Genomic DNA, 21,016 nt, shown 5'->3' on the forward strand with positions numbered 1-21,016 from the left:
TTCCGGGCGCTGTGCTGCCGCCAACCCTCCCCATGCCCGGCGACTGGAATATCAGCGCAATCCCCTCATTGATACCCGTAGCGCGAGAAAAATTGAACCAACTCGAATGTTCAGTTGACGAATTTGGTGTGTCGCTATTTCATACGGGTCTCGCGTATGAGTTCGATCAAAAAATTACTAGTACCTCCTGCCCCAAACGACCCGAGAGTGTAGTAATCCTATGACGACATATCGAACCGCTGACATCGCCTCCCCTACCGCTGCCGGCTCGCTGGCGCTGCTGTTTATTCTGCTCGTCCTCGTCGTCACCGACGCGCCGGCCCAGGACAAGCAGGGAACGACAACAGGTTCCCCGGAAACGTCCGGCATTCTGCCGATCAAGGAGCACTATCAGGACCCCAAACCGCATTCGGGGGCGGCGCTCCCGTCCTGGCTTGCCAGGGATGAAGAGAGTCTTTGGCGGATGCCGGCCAGGGACTATGCCAGCACCCGATACAGCACCCTGGACCAGATCAATACCGAGACCGTCAAGAACCTCCAGCTGGCCTGGACCTTCTCCACCGGGCAGACCAACGGCCACGAGGCGGCTCCGCTGGTGGTCGACGGGATCATGTACGTGGTCACCCCCTATCCCAACATCGTCTATGCCCTGGACCTCGCCAAGGGCGGCGCCTTGAAATGGAAGTACAATCCGCTGCCGCAGCCGGCGGCCCAGGGCGTGGCCTGCTGTGACGTGGTGAACCGGGGCGCGGTCTATGCCGACGGCAAGATCCTGTTCAATACCCTGGATAACCATGCCGTCGCGCTCGATGCCAAAACCGGCCGGGAGCTTTGGAAAACCAAGCTGGGCGACATCAATCTGGGCGAGACCATCACCATGGCGCCGCTAGTGGTCAAGGGCAAGATGCTGGTGGGCAACAGCGGCGGGGAAATGGGCGTGCGCGGCTGGCTGAAGGCGGTGGACATCGATACCGGCAAGGTCGCCTGGACCGCCTACAGCACGGGGCCCGATCAGGACGTGCTCATCGGTCCGGATTTCAAGCCCTTCTACGCCAAGGACCAGGGCGCCGACCTGGGCGTCAGCAGCTGGCCTCCGGATATGTGGCAGATCGGCGGCGGCGCCGTGTGGGGATGGATCTCCTACGATCCGGAGCTCAATCTGATCTACTACGGTACCGGCAATCCCGGCCCCTGGAATCCCGACCTGCGTCCGGGCGATAACAAGTGGACCCTGACCCTGTTCGCCCGCAATCCGGACAATGGCCAGGCGGCCTGGGCTTACCAGATCGAAGGCCATGACCTCTATGATTACGACGGGGTCAACGAACTGATTCTGCTGGATCTGCCGGTCAATGGCCAGATGCGCAAGGCGCTGATCCGGCCCGAGCGCAACGGTCACATGTATGTGATGGACCGGGCCACCGGCGAGGTGCTTTCCGCCGAAACCTATGCTCACGTCAACGTCACCCGCGGCGTCGACCTGCGGACGGGCAAGCCGAGAAAGGTGCCGGAAAAGGCGACCGGGCTGGGCAAGACGGTCCATAACATCTGCCCGGCCGCGCCCGGCGCCAAGGACTGGCAGCCTTCCGCCTATTCCGACCGGACCGGGCTGCTCTATCTGCCGCACAACAATCTCTGCATGGACATGCGCGGCACCGAGGCCAACTATATCGCCGGCACGCCCTTCGTCGGCGCCGAGGTGAAGATGTTCGCGGGGCCCGGCGGCCACCGGGGCGAATTCTCGGCCTGGGACCCGGTGGCCGCCAAGAAGCTGTGGCGCATCAAGGAACTGTTTCCGGTCTGGAGCGGCGCGGTCGCCACGGCCGGCGACGTGGTTTTCTACGGCACCATGGATCGCTGGTTCAAGGCCGTCCATGCCCGTACCGGCGAGCTCCTTTGGCAGTTCCGGACCAGCTCCGGCATCATCGGCCAGCCCGTCACCTACCTGGGGCCGGACGGCAGGCAGTACGTCGCCGTGCTGGCCGGGGTCGGCGGCTGGTCCGGCGCTATTGTCGCCGGAGATCTGGACGCCCGCGACGGCACCGCCGCCCTCGGCTTCGTCAATGCCATGAAAGACCTGCCCAACCATACCAACAAGGGAGGCGACCTCTATGTCTTCGCACTGCCTTGATTCCGGCCGCATTCTTCGCCTGCTTCTGGCCGGCCTCCTGCTCGCCTTTGGCCTGGCCGTGAAGGCGCAGCCCGCCCGCCAGCTGCGGGTCTGCGCCGATCCCAACAACCTGCCCTTTTCCAATGCCCGCCAGCAGGGCTTCGAAAACCGGATCGCCGAGATTCTGGCCGAGGAACTGAAGGCGACCCTGCATTACACCTGGTGGGCCCAGCGCCGGGGCTTCATCCGCAACACCCTCAAGGCCGGCCGCTGCGATCTGGTCATGGCCGTGCCCGCCGGCTTCGAAATGGTGGCCACTACCGCCCCCTATTACCGCTCCACCTATGTATTCGTGTACCGGCAGGACAGTCCCTACCGGGTGCGCTCCTTCAACGACCCCATTCTGCACGAGCTCAAAGTGGGCGTGCATCTGATGGGCGACGACTATGCCAATACGCCGCCCGCCCATGCCCTGTCCCGGCGCCGCATCATCGATAACGTGGTCGGCTTCCCCATTTATGGCGACTACAGCCAGCCCAACCCGCCGGCGCGGATTCTCGATGCCCTGGCCGAAGGGCGCATCGATGTGGCCATCGTCTGGGGTCCTCTGGCCGGCTTCTTTGCCCGCTGGGAACCGGTGCCGCTGGCGATGGCGCCGGTCTCCCCGGCTCTGGACCAGTCCTTCCTGCCCATGGAGTATGACATTGCCATGGGCGTGCGCCACGGCGAACAGGCCTTCAAGGCCGAAGTGGAGGCAGCCCTGGCGCGGCGGCATGACGACATCCAGAAAATCCTCGGCGCCTACGGCATTCCCCAGGTCGCGTATATCGACATGCAGGAGGCCGGGCCATGAACGTTTGCCGGTACCAACCGAATTCAAGAGCCGGCCTGGCGGCTCTGTTGCTCGTTCTGCTCGCGGGCTGCGAGCAGGAACAGCGGCCGGTGCGGGAAGGTCCCGCTGCCCGGCTGGCACCGGCCGGCACGTCCATGACGGGTCAGCCCCAAGAGCGCCAGACCATCGCCAATCCCTATGAAAGCCAGGTGCATGCCATCAATGAGGGCCGACGCCTCTATGCCTGGTTCAACTGCAACGGCTGCCATGCCGCCGGCGGTGGCGGCATGGGGCCGGCCCTGATGGACGATCAGTGGATCTACGGCAGCGAGCCCGCCGAGATCTTCGCCACTATCATGGAGGGACGGCCGCAAGGCATGCCGTCATACCGCGGCAGGATTCCGGCGGATGACGTCTGGAAAATCGTCGCCTTCGTGCGTTCCCTGAGCGGCCTGGGCACCAAACTGCCCGAAGGCGCCGGCAGCACTCCCCTGCAGGACGAGGCCTCCGGCAATCTGGACCAGGGACCGGAGGAACTGAAGCAATATTACAAGGAGGCTGGCGATGACTAGCACCCGGGTCGGCTTTAACCGCAGCCGGCTGCGCGGCGCCGCCCTGTCCCTGGCCTGCGTCCTGCTGTGCGCCTGCTCCGGCCAGCAGTCCGCCATCACGCCCCAAGGACCGGTGGCCGACCGGATCGCGTGGTTTTTCTGGATCATGACGGGCGTGGCGGGCGCCATCCTGGCCCTGGTCCTGTTTCTGCTGCTGGCCGGCGTGTTCCGCGGGCGGCAACAGGCGCAGAGCAAGCCGCTGACCTATATCCAGAGCCGTAATCTGGTCCTGGTTTCGGGCGTGGTCATGCCGGTCGCGGTCCTGCTCGGCTTCACCCTGTTCAGCGCCATGACCGACCGGGTGGTGGCCAAGCCGCTGCCGGCGGATGCCCTCACCGTTGAAATCATCGGGCACCAGTGGTGGTGGGAGGTGCATTACCTGGATAACCGGCAACGCCGGATCGCCACTACCGCCAACGAAATCCATATCCCGGTCGGGCGGCCGGTTCGTCTGCTGTTGAAGGCTACCGACGTCATACACAGTTTCTGGGTGCCCAATCTCAGCGGCAAGACTGATATGATTCCGGGCAAAACCAATACCGGCTGGCTTCAGGCCGACCAGCCGGGGACTTTTCGCGGCCAATGCGTTGAATTCTGCGGCCTGCAGCATGCCCGCATGGCGTTTTGGGTGGAAGCGCAGCCGGCCGGGGAATTCCAGTCCTGGCTGGCCCGCCAGCGGGAGCCGGCGGCCGCGCCCGACGATCCGGTCCTGGCGCGCGGCCAGGCGGTGTTCCTGGCCTCCCAGTGCGTCATGTGCCATGCCGTGCGGGGCACCCGGGCGCTGGGCCGGGTGGCGCCGGATCTGACCCATTTCGGCGGCCGCAGGACCCTGGCCGCGGCCTCCGTGCCCAATTCCCGCGGCCATCTGGCCGGATGGATTCTCGATCCCCAGGGCATCAAGCCGGGCAATTTCATGCCGCCGACCGCGCTGGCTCCGGATGATTTGTCCGCCCTGCTGGATTATTTGCACAGCCTCAAATGAGCCGCCGAACCATGACCAGCCATGAGAGAATCCAGGCCATCGACTCCAGCGAGGAAATCCGGCTGCTGACCGAAGTCTGGCGTTCGCCGCCGGGTTTTTTCGGCTGGTTCACGCACGTCAACCAGACCAGCGTCGGCAAGCGCTTTATCATCACCGGGTTCGTGTTCTTCATCCTCGGCGGCGTGCTGGCCCTGCTCATGCGCCTCCAGCTCGCGACGCCGGAGAACGAATTTCTGAACCCGGACCTGTACAACCAGATCTTCACCATGCACGGCATCACCATGATGTTCCTGTTTGCCGTGCCTATCATGGAAGGTTTCGCCATCTATATCATCCCCCTGATGCTGGGCACCCGGGACATGAGTTTTCCCAGGCTCAATGCCTTCGGTTATTACGTCTATCTGATCGCCGGAGCCGCCATGTATCTGAGCCTGTTTCTGGGCATGGCGCCGGCCGTCGGCTGGTTCGCCTATCCGCCCCTGGCCGATGCCAAACATTCGCCGGGCATGGGCGTGGATTTCTACGCCACGGTCGTCACCTTCATGGAGATTTCCGCCCTGGTGGCGGCGGTGGAGCTGATCGTCACCATTTTCAAGCAACGCGCGCCGGGCATGTCCCTGAACCGTATGCCGCTGTTCGTCTGGTCCATTCTGGTCATGTCCTTCATGATCGTCTTCGCCATGCCGCCGCTCATGGTGACCAGCATCATGCTGGCCCTGGACCGCACGGTCGGCGCTCATTTTTTTACCCCCGGCTCCGGGGACCCTCTGCTCTGGCAGCACCTGTTCTGGTTCTTCGGACATCCGGAGGTCTACATCATTTTCGTCCCGGCCCTGGGCATGATCTCCAGTATCATCATCACCTTCACCCGGCGGCCCATCTTCGGCTATACGGCGCTGGTGCTGTCCCTGGTCGCCACCGGCTTCATCGGCTTCGGGCTTTGGGTGCACCACATGTACACCACGGGGCTGCCGCACCTGGCCGCCAATTTCTTCACCGCCGCCAGTTCCATGATCGCCATCCCCAGCGGAGTCCAGGTATTCTGCTGGCTCGCCTCGCTGTGGGGCACGCGACCGCGTTTCGCCACCCCGCTGCTGTATGTGCTCGGTTTCTTCTTCATTTTCGTCATCGGCGGCCTGTCCGGGGTGATGGTCGCCTCGGTGCCGTTCGACACCCAGGTCCACGACACCTATTTCCTGGTCGCCCATTTCCACTACGTGCTGATCGGCGGCGCGGTGTTCCCCCTGTTCGGCGGCCTCTACTACTGGTATCCCAAACTGACGGGCCGCCTGATGAGCGAAGGTCTGGGCAAGGCCAGTTTCTGGCTGACTTTCATCGGCTTCAACCTGACCTTCTTTCCCATGCATTATCTGGGCCTCCAGGGGATGCCGCGCCGGGTCTACACTTATCTCGAACCCTTGGGCTGGGGGGATCTCAATCTGTTCGTGTCCCTGTCTTCGGGGCTGCTCGCCGTCGGCTTCCTGGCCACTTTCGTCAATGTCTTTCGGAGCCTGAAGCGGGGCCGGCCAGCCGGCGATAATCCCTGGGACGCCGACAGCCTGGAATGGGGCACGGCCTCACCGCCGCCGCCTTACAACTTCCGCTATATTCCGGTGGTGATGGGCCGCTATCCGCTCTGGGAACACCTGAAGAATCAGGAAGTCCCGGTGGTGACAGGCATCCGCTCCGACCGCCGGGAACTGCTGGTCACCTCGCTGCTCGATGCCCACCCCGAATCCCGGTCGAAGATGCCCGGGCCTACCGTCTGGCCGCTGCTTCTGGCGCTGGCGGTGGGCATCGGCTTCGGCGGCTTCATCTTCCACAATATTTTTCCGGTGGTGGGATTTATTCTCAGCTTTATCGCCATCGTGGGCTGGTTCTGGCCAAGGCAACTGGCTCGGGAAGCCCGGGAGGAATCGTCATGAACGGCACTTTTTCCGTGCTGGACGCGAGCAAGCTGCCCAGCCACGCTTTCGAGCACCGCTCGCCGCTGTGGTGGGGCATCATCGGCCTCATCGTGATCGAGGCCACGGTCTTCGCCAGCCTGGTCGCCAGTTTCTTCTATCTGCGGAGCAATTTTCCCCAGTGGCCGCCGGACGGCACCCGGTCGCCGGAACTGCTGAAGCCCACGCTCGCCACGCTGGTGCTGCTGGCCAGCGCCATTCCCATGTACTGGGCGGACTCTTCCCTCAAGCAGGGCAAGACGTTTCCCCTGAAGGTAGGGCCCTTGATCAGCATCGCCTTGGCGCTCGTGTTCCTGGCAATGAAGGTTGTCGAGTACCGTGACATCGGCTTTCGTTGGGACACGCATGCCTACGGTTCAGTGGTCTGGACCATTGTCGGCTTCCACAGCGCCCACGTGCTGGCCCTGGTGTTAAAAACCGCCGTCGTCACCACGCTGGCCTGGCGAAATTATTTCAACCGCAAGCGGCGTATCGGGGTCACGGTCAACGGGCTTTACTGGTATTTCGTCGTGATCATCTGGATTCCCTTGTATATGACCATTTACTGGGCCTCGTATTTTTTGTCGAACTGAGGAGATGCGCTTGGAACACCGGGACCCCGCCGACTATTTCATGCACCCTAAAGGCATCGCGGCCCTGTGGGCCGGCCTGCTGATGGCGCCGCTCGCCTGGTCCCTGCACCTGGGTATCGGTTATGCCCTGGTCGACTGGCTCTGCGAGAGCGGCCACGGCATGATCTACCACCTGCTGACCCTGGCCACCCTGCTGATCGCCGCCGGCGGTCTCTATCTGGCCTGGCACAGCTGGCGGATCGCGGGGCCGCAGTGGCCCGATAGCGGCGGCGATCCGGTCTCGCGCAGCCGCTTCATGGCCCTGAGCGGCCTGATGCTATCGGGCTTTTTCACGCTCGTCATCATTGCCCAATGGCTTCCGGCCCTGTTTCTGGACCCCTGCGCGAAATGAAAGGCATCCCGCATTCAGTCCGTTTGCCGAGCCTGGCGGCCTTAGGCGTGCCGGTCGCCGCGCATGCCCATGGCGCGACGGCTATCGCCCGAGACGGCCTGTGGACGGTCTGGAACACCGACCTGACCGTGCTGGCGCCCCTGGCACTGGCCGGCGGCCTATACGCGACCGGCCTGTACCGCCTCCGGCGCCGCGTCCGGATGGGCTCCGGCATCCGGGCGCGGGAGGCGGCGGCCTTTGCCGCCGGCTGGCTGGCGCTGTTTATCGCCCTGGTGTCGCCGCTGGATGCGCTCGGCAATGAACTGTTCTCGGCCCATATGGCCCAGCACGAGATCATGATGCTGGTGGCGGCGCCCCTGCTCGTGCTCAGCAGGCCGGTGGCGGCTTTCTTGTGGGGCTTGCCGACGCGCTGGCGGCGACGCGCCGTCGCGGTATGGAGGTGCCGCCCCCTGGCCGGCCTCTGGCATTTCTGCCGTCGCCCGCTGAGCGCCTGGGGCATCCACGCCCTGGTTCTGTGGCTGTGGCACATTCCGTTGCTTTTCCAGTCGGCGATCGGCAACAACCTGGTGCATACCCTGCAGCATCTGGGCTTTCTGCTTTCGGCGCTGCTGTTCTGGTGGGCCATGGTGGATCGACAGCAGGGCGTTTCCAACCGGCTGTTGGGCGTTTTCTACATTTTCACCACCGCCGTTCACACCGGCATTCTCGGCGCCCTGCTGACCTTTACCGCCAGTCCCTGGTATCCCGCCTATGCCGCGACGGCGCCCGGCTGGGGCTTCACGCCCATCGAGGATCAGCAACTGGGCGGCCTGATCATGTGGGTGCCGGGAGGCGCTGTCTTCATCGTCGTAGGCCTCTTGTCACTGATGCGTTACTTTCAGGAAGCCGAACGGGGTTCGAGGCAAGACCGGGATCTGATCCTGGCGAAACGGGAATAAGCACGGGAGAACACAACCATGCGGACAAACATCCTCTTTGCAGGCGTACTGATCCTTTTTCTGGCCGGGCTTACCGCCTGCGGACCGGACCGGCGGGACACGCTCCGCTCCCGGCTGATCGGCGGCGATCCCGAACGCGGCAAGGCGGCGCTCTACCGCTACGGCTGCGGCGCCTGCCATACCATTTCCGGGGTAGCCGGCGCCCATGGCCGGGTCGGCCCGCACCTGACCGACGTCGCGCAGCGCTGGTACCTGGCAGGGATGATTCCCAATACACCGGACAATATGGTCGCCTGGATCATGAATCCGCAACGGATCAATCCCGACACCATCATGCCCTTCCTGAACGTGCCGGAAAACGATGCCCGTGACATGGTGGCGTATCTGTACGGCTCCTCGGAATAGCAGCTTGTATAGACAAATAACTAATATCGGTAAACCCCCGGCTCAGCCGGAGGGGGGGCTCAGTCCGGTAGGGGCTCAGTCCGGTAGGGTACGCACTGCGTACCTTTTGGATTTAATTCATCTGAATTTTTTAAAAAATGGCACGCGATGCGTACCCTACCTGGCTGGAATATCCCTGTCTGCTTCCCCTGCCGAACATTAAAATATTAGGGATTTCTTCTTGACACTATCAACCATTGCCAACACAATCTGAAGCCGCAACGGTAGATAAGAAAAGGCTTATCGAAAAAATTGCGATGAAAGAGACAAACGTATTATTCATCTAAAAAGAAGGTTCGGTATATGAAAGAAAAACGCCTTATTTCAAGGCTTTGTTCCGTGGTGCCCGCACTCATCCTGGCGCACGGGGTTGCTAACGCGATGCCCGGCATGTCCAAATCCGATAGCGTTGATGATAACGCGGCTCCGCCTCCGTCGAACAGTATGGGCGAGCCGCTCAACTCAGCCGGTTCCAACTTCGAGATCACCTACAGCGCCGATGGCAAAACCGCCATCTTCACCTCGACCCGACCGGGCAGCATCGAATCGCCCGGACCCTACAACTTCGACATCTGGATGTCCCATTATGCCAACGGCGCCTGGCAGACTCCCGTGCATTTGGGACCGGACATTGACCCCACCGTGGGACCGAACATCAACACATCCGCTTGGGAACTGGAGCCGAGCCTTTCCGATGACGGCAATGTCATTTATTTCACCCGCTACGAGCCCGGCAATCTGTCTACCGGCGACCTCTACGTCACGCAGAAAGTTGACGGCGTCTGGCAGCCGGCAAAAAGCTGGAACGAGGTTCCCGAACTGCCGAACCTCAATACGCCGACCGGCGAGGAGCACTGCCCGATCATCGCCTCCGACAGCCTGATTTATTTCAGCTACCAGCAGCCGGGAGTCACGCAGGACAGCGATATCTGGAAGGTCGAGAAGAAGGATGGCGTCTGGCAGAAACCGCAGAGCCTCGGTTCAAGAATCAATTCGCCGCACCGTGACCATCTGCACTGGACCGGACTGTCAAAGGACGGCAAGAGCATCATCGTGACCAGCACGCGAACTGATCTCGGCTCGCGGGGCGGGCATGATGAGTGGATCGCATACCAGAATCCGAAGGGCGAATGGCAGGAACCGTTGAATCTCGGCGATACCATCAATACCGCCGGCGAGGATATGTGCTGGAGCTTCACGCCCGATGGCAAGAAATTCACCGGAGGCTGGGGTCCGCAGGGCTCTTACGATCTTGAGCTCAGGTGGATCAACAAGGATGACATTCCCTTGCTGAAGAACTTCGAACCGGTCGGCCCGCCGCCCAACCTTCTCGCCGGCGGCAAGGCAAAGTAGAAGATCGGCAAGTAATTGCAGTCGCTTGACATAGCCCGCGGTCCGGCGAATACACAGCGGCTTTGTTTTACAATGCTTGCGGCAGCGATGCCTTCATCGCGGTTAAAAACAGTCCTCAAGTCGCGATGAGGGCATCGCTCCCACCAGTACTCAGCCAGTTTAATTATGGTCTGTGAATTGTAGGTGCGAATTTACTTGTGCCCTTCAGGGTATTCGCACTATTCGCACTCGCATTCAAGTCGCGATGAGGGCATCGCTCCCACCGGTTCGTTATACTGACGACCCAATCCTTACAACTCGCCGCCCAGCGCTTCAAATCCGGACACGACATCGAGCAGTTCCTCGGTAATCTGGTTCTGGCGCTGCTGGCGATAGGTGGAGGTCAGTGTTTCAAGCCGCTGCTGGATGTTTTTTTCGGCCACCTGCATCGAAATCAGGCGGCTGGCATGTTCGCCGGCCAGCGATTCGGCGCAGGCGCTGAACAGCACGATAAACAGGTGCTGGCGGATCAGGGCGCGAAGCAGCTCCCCGCTGTCCATCGTGAACACAGGCAACGAACGGGACGGCCACGGCCGGTCGCGGCTGGAGTTGAATCGGCTTGGATCGATCGGCAGCAACTCGCGGCGTTGGGCCCGGTACGCGGTTTTTTGTTCGTGCACATTATTGAACAACAGCACGCGCTCCACGCCGGCCTGCCGCCAGTCATCGATCCGCAGCAGCAGGTTCTGGACCGTCGAGGTGATGCCGGTAACCGAACCGGGCACGAAAAAAAGCTGTTCGACATCCTCCCCCCTTGCCCGCAACGCCGCCTCGATACGGCTGCCGACCGCCAGGATGCGCCGGTCGCCGGCATTCTCCAGCGCTTCGATGGCAAAGGCGGCGATGCTTTCATTGTAGCGTCCGCACAAGCCATGATCGGAGCCGAACACAATGGCGCCGGTCCGCGGCGGCGTCTGGACGCGGCCCGACGCGGCGGACCGGTGGTTGCGCAATACGGCCTGCAGGCCCATTTCCACGGTGCGGTTATAGTCGGTCAGCGAAGCCAGCGCCTTTTCGTACTGCCGGATGCTGACCGCCGCCAGCACCTTCATGGTTCTGACGATGGACTGCAGGTCGGTGGCGGTATCCATGTCCCGCTGCAGGGCTTCAAGGGTTTTCATGCTTGACGCTCCGGCCTGATTTGACCGCCCTTCTCAACCGCCCTCCTGAAACCCGGGGTATAAGGTCATGCCGCCATCGACGTAAAGCGTGGTGCCGACCACATAGTCGGAGGCATCGGAAGCGAGCCAGACCGCTGCATGGCCGATATCCATCGGTTCGCCTATGCGTTCGTAGGGAATCAGCTTGTTCAGCTCGGCCTCCGCTTCTTGCGTTTCCCAGGCGGCACGGTTGATCGGCGTGCGGATCGCCCCCGGCGAAATGGCATTGACCCGGATCTTCCGATGCGCCACCTCTTGCGCCAGGCTTTTCATGAACATGAGCACCCCGCCCTTTGAGGCCGCGTAATTGACATGCCCGGCCCAGGGAATCACGTCATGCACGGAGGACATGCAAATGATTTTGCCGGAGGCGCTGGATAATTCCGGTACCAGACCGCGCCGCGTGAATTCCTTGACGGCTTCCCGCGCGCAAAGAAACTGGCCGGTCAGATTGACGGCCAATACCGTGTTCCATTGCGCCAGGGTCATTTCGGAAAAAGCCGCGTCCAGCTGGATACCGGCATTGGCGACCAGGATATCGAGGCTGCCCCAGCGTTCCATGAGGATTCCAAACATCAACTTGACCTCCTGCTCCTGGCTGACGTCGGCTTGAACGGCCAGCGCTTCGCCGCCGCAGGCGTGTATCTCGTCGACCATTTTTTGCGCGGCTTCGGCATCGGACAGGTAATTGATCGCCACGCGCGCGCCGGCTTCGGCCAATGCGCGAGCGACCGCCGCGCCGATGCCGGAACTGCCGCCGGTGACCAATGCGCGCTGCCCCGCCAGTGTCTTTTCGGTGAGTAAAGGCATGTTCAGGTTCTCGCTTCGGTTAATGGAGGATTGCGGCGGGATGCTTACGGCAGCCCCGCCCCCGGTATTGCCACCTCGGTAATCTCTATGCGCCCCGATTCCATGACCACGGCCTGGTACGGATCATCCGTTTCCGAGCTCAGCACGAACAGGGTCCGCCGCTCCGGTCCGCCGAGCATGCAGGCGTAAGGGATGCCTGCCGGACGAATCAGCGCTAAAACATCGCCGCCCTGGCTGACCCGGAGCACTGAACGCGTTGCCGGACTGGCGACCCATATCGCGCCTTCCTTATCGAGACAGATGCCGTCCGGCGTCGCGTCCCCCAGATGTGCCCAGAGATGGGGCGAGTGCAGCAGGCCGTCATCGCCGATCAGAAAAGCCGTCAGGCGGGAGGCAAAGGTTTCCGCGACGATCAGCGTGGTGCCGTCCGGGGTAATGACGCTGCCGTTGGGGAAAACCAGCCCTTCCGCCGCTATCCGGCATCGGCCGTCGGGCTCAACCGCAATCAGATGCGTTGCAGCCGGCGGCGCGCCGCCATGCAGGTCATAACCGAAATTGCCGACATAAGCGCGGCCTTCGGCCGTGACGACCATGTCATTGCAATGGAACGGGGCCAATCCGGACAGGTCGGCATGCAGGACGAGCCTGTGGCCGATGAGGCGATAAACCGCCCGCCTGGCCATGGCGACGACCAGCGGCGTGCCATCGGGCAGCCAGCCCAGGCCGCCCGGCGGATCATCCATTTCCAGCCGGCATTCCGCCTGCCCGTCCGGCGTGACGGTCATTATCCGCCTGGCGTGCTGGTCGGTGAACCATAAACGATCCTGCCTCCAGCGCGGCGCTTCGGGAAAGACAAGGCCTGTTACAAGCACTTCGGTATCGTCCATCGTGATTCTCCTGGCTCTTTAGGTCTTATTGACATCAGTTTTTAAATTTAAACTCAATTGGGCAGACATTATCGATCCAATAAAAAACTGTAGCGCACGGATTACCCGCCCTTGTTCAGCAAAGACAGGCGATCCAATATTAAATCCACAATCGCGGCTACCGGCTGGTTGATATTAACGAGCAAGCCATGATCGGGTAAATCGAGGGTTTCCAACTGACTGGCCAGCAAGTCCGCCCCCATGAAATGATCGCGCCGCTGCATGAGCCGCTTGCGCAGGGTTTCATAATCCCCGGTGAGAAAGACGAATTGCACGCGTTCGTGATCCGGACGCAGCAGTGCGCGGTAGTTTTTCTTTAACGCCGAGCAAGCCAGGACGGCCCGGTCTCCTTTATCCAGGCAGGTTCTGATTTCTTCCCGCAGACGGTTCAGCCAGGGTGCCCTGTCGGCATCATCCAAAGGTTCGCCGCGCTGCATTTTTGCGACATTCGCCGCGGGATGAAAATCGTCGCCCTCGATAAAGCGCCAGTTCAAACGATCGGCCAGGGCTTTGCCCACGGTCGTCTTCCCGGCCCCGGACACGCCGCCGATGATCAACACATAGCCGCGAAGCCCGGGATCGGGGGGAGCTGCTTTTTCGGCATCGGACTCGTTATTCATACGGCGCTCGAGTTCATAGGCTCATCGGAATTGCCACGGCGCAATAGCCTCGTGACGTTAAATTGACTGACAGGCCGCCGACCAGTTCCAGACGAATTGCAGGCGGTTGAGTCAGACGGCCATCCCTTAAGGATTTGGTCCTCAATAATGATCCTGTAACATAGGGTACGCATCGCTCAAGAGCTGGTGGGAGCGATGCCCTCATCGCGACTTGAGCTAGCCCCTTATGCTGGGTTTCCGCAAAGCTCCAACCCAGCCTACCCGCTGTAACACAGGGTGCGCATCGTTCGCGAGCGATGCGCCTCACTGCGTCGCCTGGAGCGCTTTGAACAGGTACTGAAATCCTGCCTCGGTCGCGGATCCTATTTCATTCCCGTACCTTAACATCATTTTAGTCCGAGCCGTTAAGCAAGATCGAACCCTGCCGAAAATCCTCACAAAGACGCCAGAAACCGAATGACCGACTGTCTTTCCGCCACGGGCAAGTTCTGAAAACGCTGCCGGGCAGCCAGCGCCTCGCCGCCATGCCATAGCACCGCTTCGGTTAAATTACGCGCCCGTCCGTCATGTAAAAATGTCTGGTGCTCATTGATCCGCTCGATCAGACCGATTCCCCATAACGGCGGCGTCCGCCATTCGGGACCGGCCGCCTCGAAATCGGGGCGCCCGTCGGTTAAGCCTTCACCCATATCGTGCAGCAACAAATCGGTATAAGGATGGAATGTTTGCCTGGACAGTACCGGTAATTCTGGAAATTCGCCGGTCGTCAAGGTCGGTGTGTGACAGGCGCTGCAGCCGATCCGGGCGAAAATCCTTTCTCCCTGCCTCATCCTCGAATCATCCGTATCACGCCGCGCCGGAACCTGCAGTAAACGCAGATACAGCAGTATTGCGTCGAGTTGCTCATCGGCCAATTCCGGCTGGCGGTCCGATGGCGCTTTTTGACAAGCTGTTTGCGCTGGCGAGCAATTTTCTTTTCGGTATAAAGAAGAAGTCACGCCCATATCGCCGATAAAGGCGCCGGCAATTTGCTGTCTGAGCGTGGCCACATTGGCTTTCAGTCCGAAGCGGCCAATCACGCGGCGCTGCCGCTCGGCGTCCCAAACGTAATTCGGCCGACCGCTGACGCCCTGCTTTTTGCCCTGCTCGGCCAGATCCAAGATCGTCCGCCCGGACACCGCTTCCAGCAGACCCAAACCGAATACCGGAGGGGCGACGCGCGGAGAAAACAATATTTCCGGCTCCAACGGGCCGTATTGCAACTCGACGAATCGGTAAACCGGCATTCTCAGGCTGACTTTTTCGCCGTCCGGCAAGGTCACGACATGCTCTTTATACTCGACTTGCACACGGCCTTCGCCCGGCACGCCGGGAATGCCTTGCTCGCTCAACTGATCGCCGTAAACCGGATGCGCGAGCGGACCGCCTTGTTCATTTTGGCCCGGCAGACTGAGCCGTACCAGCATCGAACGCATGGCCTGCCCGGGCGTTTCCGGCGGGCGTCCGCGCCCGTTCTTCGGATGGCAGGAAACACAAGCCAACTGGTTATACAGGGGGCCAAGCCCTACCTGGCTGAAAAGCGGTCCGCGCCCTTCGTTTTCAATGTCCGTTGCCGGCGGAATCACCCAACTGTGCCGGAACAATCGACGTCCATGCCACGCTTGAGTCAATTGTTCCTCGTTAATAGGGGAATAGATACGGGTAAACGCCTCCCGCCCGGCATCAGCCGCTTCAAAAGCACTTTTCGCCTGCACTGGCTGCATAGCCATCCAGCATAGGAACAATCCCGAGAAAATATTCAGCCAACGCATCATCATGACTCCTGTTGCCGCAGCAGCCGTTCGGCTTCTTTGTACCGGCTTTCGATCTCCAGACGCCAGGCCTGCTCCAATTCCCGCGCCTGCCTGTCGGCATCCGGGTCCTCGATGCGCTTCATGAATATTTGTTGCAGCCCGGCATCATCGGACATTGAGGCATCGACAGGCAATGCCGTCAATAATCGCCGTATTTCCGCCAACGCCTCGCCTTTATCGGTTTCAGCAATCGCCTCCTGTGCACGCAGCTGCCGCCAAAGACGTTGCACGGTTTCATGTTGTTCGGTAAACATCAGATCGAACAATGCGCTATTCAATGCCAGGCGCGGCAACGAAACACCGGGATCGAAAACAGGCGGATGCCGTCTGGCTGCCGCAAACGGGTCGAAGTACTGCTCGGGCTTATCCGCGTATACCGCCGGCCGGACCGGCAGTTTTCCGATGTCGGGATGGAACAGCAGTTTTTGGCCCGCATCCGACAGTACGAAACTGACGAAACGCCTGGCCGCGTCGGCATGTCGGCTGACTGCGGTGATCGCAATATGCGCCGGCGAATAGGCGATCGGTGCCGGATAAATCATCTGTATGGGGGCGCCGTTGGCCGCGGCCGAGGCAATAAAAAAGTCGATGCTCGGTGCAATGCCGCGTTCGCCGGAGCCGATAAGTTCGCTGATAAATGCCGCGCCAGGTTCGACCAGGCGCGCATTGGCCACCATACCCGCCAGCAGAGCCCAGCCTTGTTTCCAGCCGTATTGCCGCAATATGCTGTCTACCATCATCGGCGCGAAACCGACCTTGGCAGGAATGGGCATGACCAGATGCCCGTTGTAGCGGGCATCGCTCAAGTCCTGCCAGGTTTTCGGAAACGGCAGGCCGTGTTTTTGCAGATAACCGGGATTGACCGCGAAACCGTAGCCGGCCATTTCCGTGACCCTGTAATAACCGTCCGGGTCCGTTAGCGGCAAGGCGCCGAGCCGATCCGCCAGGCCGCTGCGGTCGATGGCCAGTTTCTGCCAGGCATTTTCCTGTTTCAGCATCAGAAAATTATGATGCGCGGCTGATTTACGGTGCGCGACGGACCAGTAAACATCGACTCCGCCTTGCCCGGGTTTTCTTAAATACAGCAGGGCATCGTGCGGCATGCGCCATAACACCACCAGGTCGATATCCGGATTATCGCGTTCGAATGCCGTTTCGTAATGGGAGACCACGTGTTCGGGGTACGCGGTCAATACCGTCAATTTTTCTTTGGCCCCGGCCGGATCGATGCTGAGCCCTGCGATCAGGCAGATTAAAACACGGACTAAACTTGTCATGACATTGTCTCCAAAGGTTCAATAGCGATAGTTGATATTGGCGAAGTAATTCCGGCCCGGTTCGGGAAAGCCTTCCTCATAGGCATAATTTTGATCGGCGACGTTATTGACGCCGAACTCGGCATTCAAATGCTTATTCGCGATGAAAGTGGCTTTGAGGTTGCCGACAACAAAGGCATCCGCTATCCGGGTTCCATCGGTATCGCTGAAGCGCTTGTCGTTGTATTCGGCGCTGGCGAGCAATCGCAGATAGCGAATAGGCTGATATTCGAGATACGAGAAAACCTTGTGCCTGGGTGTGCGGAGCGGCTTGATCTGCGGATGGGTAATATTGTTGCGATCCAGCCACGTGTAATTGACATGCATGCGCCATTGATCGCTGATCTTGGCGGTTGCGTACCATTCAATACCGAGATTCTCCTGCTCGCCGATGTTTTGCAGTTGAAAACAGGGGGGCCGGGTGCAGATGGAGTCAGGCAGCGTCACGCTTTCGATGGTGCTGTCGATTTGACTGAAAAATACCGCCGCGCCGTAATCAAGCATTTCGAACGCCTTGCCGTCCAGGCCGAACTCGTAATTCAGGGCTTTTTCCGCTTGCAGATCGGGACTGGGCAAGGCGCTGCCCAACCGATAGGAATACCGATCCTTGATCGTCGGAAACCGGGTCTTACGCGCCAGGCTCGCATGCACCACAAAATCCTCGGACAATTCATAGAATGCACTGCCTTGAATATTGTAGGCATCCTTGGTTTTTCCGAGCGGAAACGAGACGATTTGATGATTGATCAGGTCCTGCGCCTGCAGGCGTTTTTGCCGATCGTAGCTGGCGCCGACCACGAACCTGAGCGCATCGGTCGGCGTGTAGCTGTCCTCGATCGCATAGGAATGGTATTCATCGGCAAAGCGTTGCCACGGCTGACCGGTATCGCCGATTTCGCGGTGTACGTCTTGTTTGTAGTTGAATCCCAGTTTGAGTTCATGCTTGTCGAACCAGGTCGTGCCATAGTCAAGACCGGCGCCGAAGGTGTAATCGTCGTATCGGCTATCGAAAGCATAAGCCTTGCGCATTGAGCGATATCCGGCGTCGTCGAATGACTGCAGGCTGTTCTGAAAGGTATCGTGGTAGGCGCGCAGTTTGACGGTGTGATCGTCGCCGAACTGGGTTCGGGACAGAAAATAAACGCTGTCCTTGTCCCAGTAAGGCCAACGCCAATAGCGAGTAGCAAAGGTTTTGTCAGTGCCGGCATAAGGCGGGCTATCCTTGCGCCCGCTCTGGCTGTTATAGCCGATCGCATATTCGTCGGTTTCGTTCGGCGTCAAACCCAGTTTGATGTTGCCTTTATAATCGGTATTGCCCGAGTTTTCACGAATGCCGCCATCTTCTGACGCCGCGCTGGAAAAATCCTCGGACAGCCGCCAGAACTGCCGGTCCAGAAACGAGGCGCCGCCCTGGATATACCACCATCCCTGATTGGAGCCAAAATTCAAAGCGGTTTGGTAATAGTTTGCGTCGAACCGGGAATCCATGCCCATGCCGACGGTGAAATTGCCCTCTAATTCTTCCGTGGGCTGCCGACTGACCAGATTGACGCTGCCGCCGAGGGTATTAGGACCATACAGCACCGAGGCATTGCCTTTACTGACATCGATTTGGCCGATATCAAAAGTCGTAAAACGGTTTAAATCGACATTGCCGTCGTAAGGCACATACACGGGAATGCCGTCCATAAACAGCGGCACCTGGCGGGAATCGAAACCGCGGATAAAAACCAGGCGTTCGTTACGCGCGCCCAGATTCTGAATCGAAACACCGGGCAGTAAGTTCAGCGCCGAAGCGACATCGTTGCGGTTATGGCGGGCTATTTCCTCGGCCGTAATCGTTTCCTTGTCGGAAAATTTCTCTTGTCCGGCTACACCGTTGATTTCAATCACCCCCAAATCAAATATGTCCGGATTAGCCAATGTAGCCTGTGAAAACGCGGCCATTGACAGTAATAAAACAGCTGGATGCATGGTGAACCTTTTTTATTGGTTTGTACTTAATCTACTGATGTTACGCACGGGCGGTTTCATCCCGTTTGCCGCGCCGAGCACCGCAGCTTTCGCCGAGAATAGCCCGAAGGGGCGCTTCATGGATGAAGCGCGTTGCCAAAGGGACAGGAGTCCCTTTTGGCAACCCTCGGCGAAAGCGAGGAGCGCAAGGAAAAAGCGGCAACGGGCGGCCTTTTCTTTGGTTACTTTCTTTTGGCCGCGCAAAAGAAAGTAACTCGCCTTCGGGTGCGATAAACCCGATTAAATAAAACCGTCGCGATAGCGACACTTTATTAAATCGATCTAACTTCAACTGGCTGCGTAACATCAGTTCATCTATATAACGCTGGTCACACCCGACTCCAGTCATGGCTTGTTTCCGACAAATTATGTTGAATTGTCGGAAACGCAACACCAGGAGCCGGTGGAAATCCTAACTTAACGTTATGTACTATAGTATATAACGTTAAGTTATGCTCATGCACAGCAATATGTAAGCCATAAGTACCCGCGAATCGAAATAACGCCTTCCAGTCCTGTTCGCTCGCGATCAAAATGCCGCGACAACCGGCAAAAATTTGGCGCGGTTTCTGCTAGCCGTCAATCATTATGAACTCAACTACATAACGAAGAGGGAAATTATGTTACTGGAAATGAACGTCTCGTTGCGACGCGGCAATTTCGATCTAACCGCCGATTTATCGGTACAGGATGAGAACATTGGACTGCTAGGGCGCTCCGGCGCAGGCAAAAGCACCATGCTGGGCTTGCTGACCGGCACAATGCGGCCCGAATCGGGACGGATAGTCCTGGACGGAAAAACGCTTTTCGATAGCCGTAAAGGCATTTTTATTCCGCGCGAGCAGCGCCCCGTCGGCGCCGTGCTCCAGAACGACACGTTGCACTCGGGCGCAACAGTCAAGGAATGTTTGTCTTCGGCTTATGAACGCACCCTCAAGCAACGGCGCGGATTCCAACCGGATCATCTGATTGATTTCCTGCACATCGGCCATTTACTGAATCGACCGATTGCCAGCCTGTCCACCGGTGAACGCCAACGGGTCTTGCTGGCAAATGCCTTGTTGAAATCGCCCAGGTTATTGTTGCTCGACGACCCGCTTGCAACGATGGGGCATGATGTATCGAATGTGCTGACACCTTTTCTGAAACGCGTGGCCAGCGAACTGCGGCTACCGCTGGTTTATGCCAGTCAAACGCTGGGAGACATGCTCGAATTCAGCGAAAAAGTCGCGGTCATGGACCAGGGACGCGTGGTCCGGCTCGGCTTGCTGAACGATCTGTTGAGAGAGGTTGGCATGATTCAGAAAATCGGCTTGAGCCAATTCGAGAATAAGATGCGGGCGACGATCATCGCGCACGACATTCCGAATGGCTGCACGCTCGCGGAAACCTACGGCACCGAATTGATACTGCCTTTGCGCAGCGACTTGGCGCCGGGCACTTCGATCGCGGTCACCCTATCCTCGAACGAAATCGCGCTATCGCGCGGCTACATAGCGGGCATTTCGATGCAGAATCAAATCAAGGGCCGGATTTGCGCGCTTATTCCCGCCGAAAACGGCATATTGGTTCAAATCGATTGCGGCAACGTCTGGATAGCCGGCATTTCGCTGAAGGCCTGCCAGGATATGAACCTGAACGAAGGCGACAGCGTTTATTGCCTGGCCAAAACCGTCGCATTTTCCTACCGGGCGAATACCGATCCAAAATCGTTCGGATGGCTGTTCGGGAGGCGATAGCAATCAGCCGTTACTTGAAACCTGCATTACGCGGCAAAATTTGACCCAATCAGCATTATTTCAGTATCGATTGTTAATCGGGCTGTTCATTTTCCTTGATTCCCAGGCGTTTTAATCGGGCAATTCCCACGGATTGATGCCCTGATACCGTCATACGTAGGGGCGAACCTGTGTGTCCGTCCTTGCCTAACCCGGATATTTCATGAAACCACAGAGAACACGAAGAACACGAAGAAAATCATGGCGTTATCATTTACCACCGATAACTTCATAAGCTCATCATGAAATATTTCTAAGTATTTGAATTGAAAAGCCTTCGTGTACTCGATTGCTGTTCCAGACG

18 protein-coding genes are annotated in these 21,016 nt (G+C 59.3%); 11 read left to right on the forward strand and 7 right to left on the reverse strand.

Features of this window, described 5'->3' with window-relative positions; translation table 11 throughout:
* Positions 1 to 220 precede the first annotated feature (220 nt).
* The 10 genes from METMA_RS0122310 to METMA_RS0122355 all read left to right on the forward strand — a co-directional run bounded on the left by METMA_RS0122310 (position 221) and on the right by METMA_RS0122355 (position 10,197).
* Positions 221 to 2,131: a methanol/ethanol family PQQ-dependent dehydrogenase gene (locus METMA_RS0122310; protein WP_020161343.1), complete on the forward strand. Its 1,911-nt coding sequence runs from the start codon at positions 221 to 223 to the stop codon at positions 2,129 to 2,131.
* The gene (locus METMA_RS0122315; protein WP_020161344.1) at positions 2,112 to 2,963 is read left to right on the forward strand and encodes a substrate-binding domain-containing protein; all 852 of its coding nucleotides are present in this window, start codon (positions 2,112 to 2,114) and stop codon (positions 2,961 to 2,963) included. The genes METMA_RS0122310 and METMA_RS0122315 overlap by 20 nt, the downstream gene beginning before the upstream one ends.
* A complete protein-coding gene (locus tag METMA_RS0122320; RefSeq protein WP_020161345.1) occupies positions 2,960 to 3,514 on the forward strand; it encodes a c-type cytochrome in 555 nt (184 codons plus the stop codon). Before METMA_RS0122315 ends, METMA_RS0122320 begins: the two co-directional genes overlap by 4 nt.
* The gene (gene coxB / locus METMA_RS0122325) at positions 3,507 to 4,535 is read left to right on the forward strand and encodes a cytochrome c oxidase subunit II (protein WP_020161346.1); all 1,029 of its coding nucleotides are present in this window, start codon (positions 3,507 to 3,509) and stop codon (positions 4,533 to 4,535) included. The genes METMA_RS0122320 and coxB overlap by 8 nt, the downstream gene beginning before the upstream one ends.
* On the forward strand, positions 4,532 to 6,460 hold the full coding sequence (gene ctaD, locus METMA_RS0122330; protein ID WP_020161347.1) for a cytochrome c oxidase subunit I: 1,929 nt from the start codon (positions 4,532 to 4,534) through the stop codon (positions 6,458 to 6,460). Before coxB ends, ctaD begins: the two co-directional genes overlap by 4 nt.
* Positions 6,457 to 7,071, forward strand: coding sequence for a cytochrome c oxidase subunit 3 (locus METMA_RS0122335; RefSeq protein WP_020161348.1), 615 nt, complete (start codon positions 6,457 to 6,459; stop codon positions 7,069 to 7,071). Before ctaD ends, METMA_RS0122335 begins: the two co-directional genes overlap by 4 nt.
* 10 nt (positions 7,072 to 7,081) lie before the next feature.
* Complete coding sequence (locus METMA_RS0122340) at positions 7,082 to 7,462, forward strand: hypothetical protein (protein ID WP_156830588.1); 381 nt, start codon at positions 7,082 to 7,084, stop codon at positions 7,460 to 7,462.
* A complete protein-coding gene (locus METMA_RS25370) occupies positions 7,423 to 8,400 on the forward strand; it encodes a cytochrome c oxidase assembly protein (RefSeq protein ID WP_156830589.1) in 978 nt (325 codons plus the stop codon). Before METMA_RS0122340 ends, METMA_RS25370 begins: the two co-directional genes overlap by 40 nt.
* Before the next feature lie 18 nt (positions 8,401 to 8,418).
* On the forward strand, positions 8,419 to 8,805 hold the full coding sequence (locus METMA_RS0122350) for a c-type cytochrome (RefSeq protein WP_020161351.1): 387 nt from the start codon (positions 8,419 to 8,421) through the stop codon (positions 8,803 to 8,805).
* Positions 8,806 to 9,147: 342 nt separating this feature from the next.
* The gene (locus METMA_RS0122355) at positions 9,148 to 10,197 is read left to right on the forward strand and encodes a PD40 domain-containing protein (RefSeq protein WP_020161352.1); all 1,050 of its coding nucleotides are present in this window, start codon (positions 9,148 to 9,150) and stop codon (positions 10,195 to 10,197) included.
* A gap of 290 nt (positions 10,198 to 10,487) precedes the next feature.
* Here the strand turns inward: METMA_RS0122355 and METMA_RS0122360 are convergent, their stop codons facing one another.
* From METMA_RS0122360 to METMA_RS0122395, 7 genes are all read right to left on the reverse strand, one after another.
* Positions 10,488 to 11,357, reverse strand: coding sequence for a F0F1 ATP synthase subunit gamma (locus METMA_RS0122360; protein ID WP_020161353.1), 870 nt, complete (start codon positions 11,355 to 11,357; stop codon positions 10,488 to 10,490).
* Positions 11,358 to 11,390: 33 nt separating this feature from the next.
* Positions 11,391 to 12,206, reverse strand: coding sequence for an SDR family oxidoreductase (locus METMA_RS0122365; protein WP_020161354.1), 816 nt, complete (start codon positions 12,204 to 12,206; stop codon positions 11,391 to 11,393).
* A 44-nt stretch (positions 12,207 to 12,250) separates the two neighbouring features.
* Positions 12,251 to 13,093, reverse strand: coding sequence for an SMP-30/gluconolactonase/LRE family protein (locus METMA_RS0122370; protein WP_020161355.1), 843 nt, complete (start codon positions 13,091 to 13,093; stop codon positions 12,251 to 12,253).
* 101 nt (positions 13,094 to 13,194) lie between these two features.
* A complete protein-coding gene (locus tag METMA_RS0122375) occupies positions 13,195 to 13,752 on the reverse strand; it encodes a gluconokinase (RefSeq protein WP_020161356.1) in 558 nt (185 codons plus the stop codon).
* Positions 13,753 to 14,186: 434 nt separating this feature from the next.
* Positions 14,187 to 15,569, reverse strand: a complete 1,383-nt coding sequence (locus tag METMA_RS0122385) for a di-heme oxidoreductase family protein (protein ID WP_152565088.1) — start codon at positions 15,567 to 15,569, stop codon at positions 14,187 to 14,189.
* Positions 15,566 to 16,882, reverse strand: coding sequence for an extracellular solute-binding protein (locus tag METMA_RS0122390; RefSeq protein ID WP_020161358.1), 1,317 nt, complete (start codon positions 16,880 to 16,882; stop codon positions 15,566 to 15,568). Before METMA_RS0122390 ends, METMA_RS0122385 begins: the two co-directional genes overlap by 4 nt.
* Positions 16,883 to 16,900: 18 nt before the next feature.
* Positions 16,901 to 18,895: a TonB-dependent receptor plug domain-containing protein gene (locus METMA_RS0122395; protein WP_020161359.1), complete on the reverse strand. Its 1,995-nt coding sequence runs from the start codon at positions 18,893 to 18,895 to the stop codon at positions 16,901 to 16,903.
* A gap of 659 nt (positions 18,896 to 19,554) precedes the next feature.
* Between METMA_RS0122395 and METMA_RS0122405 the strand changes: the two genes are divergently transcribed.
* Positions 19,555 to 20,673 (forward strand): ATP-binding cassette domain-containing protein, encoded by a 1,119-nt coding sequence (locus tag METMA_RS0122405; protein WP_040591473.1) that lies wholly within the window; start codon positions 19,555 to 19,557, stop codon positions 20,671 to 20,673.
* The last annotated feature ends 343 nt before the right edge of the window (positions 20,674 to 21,016 follow it).

It is taken from the genome of Methylobacter marinus A45, assembly GCF_000383855.1.
GTDB classification, from domain to species: domain Bacteria; phylum Pseudomonadota; class Gammaproteobacteria; order Methylococcales; family Methylomonadaceae; genus Methylobacter; species Methylobacter marinus.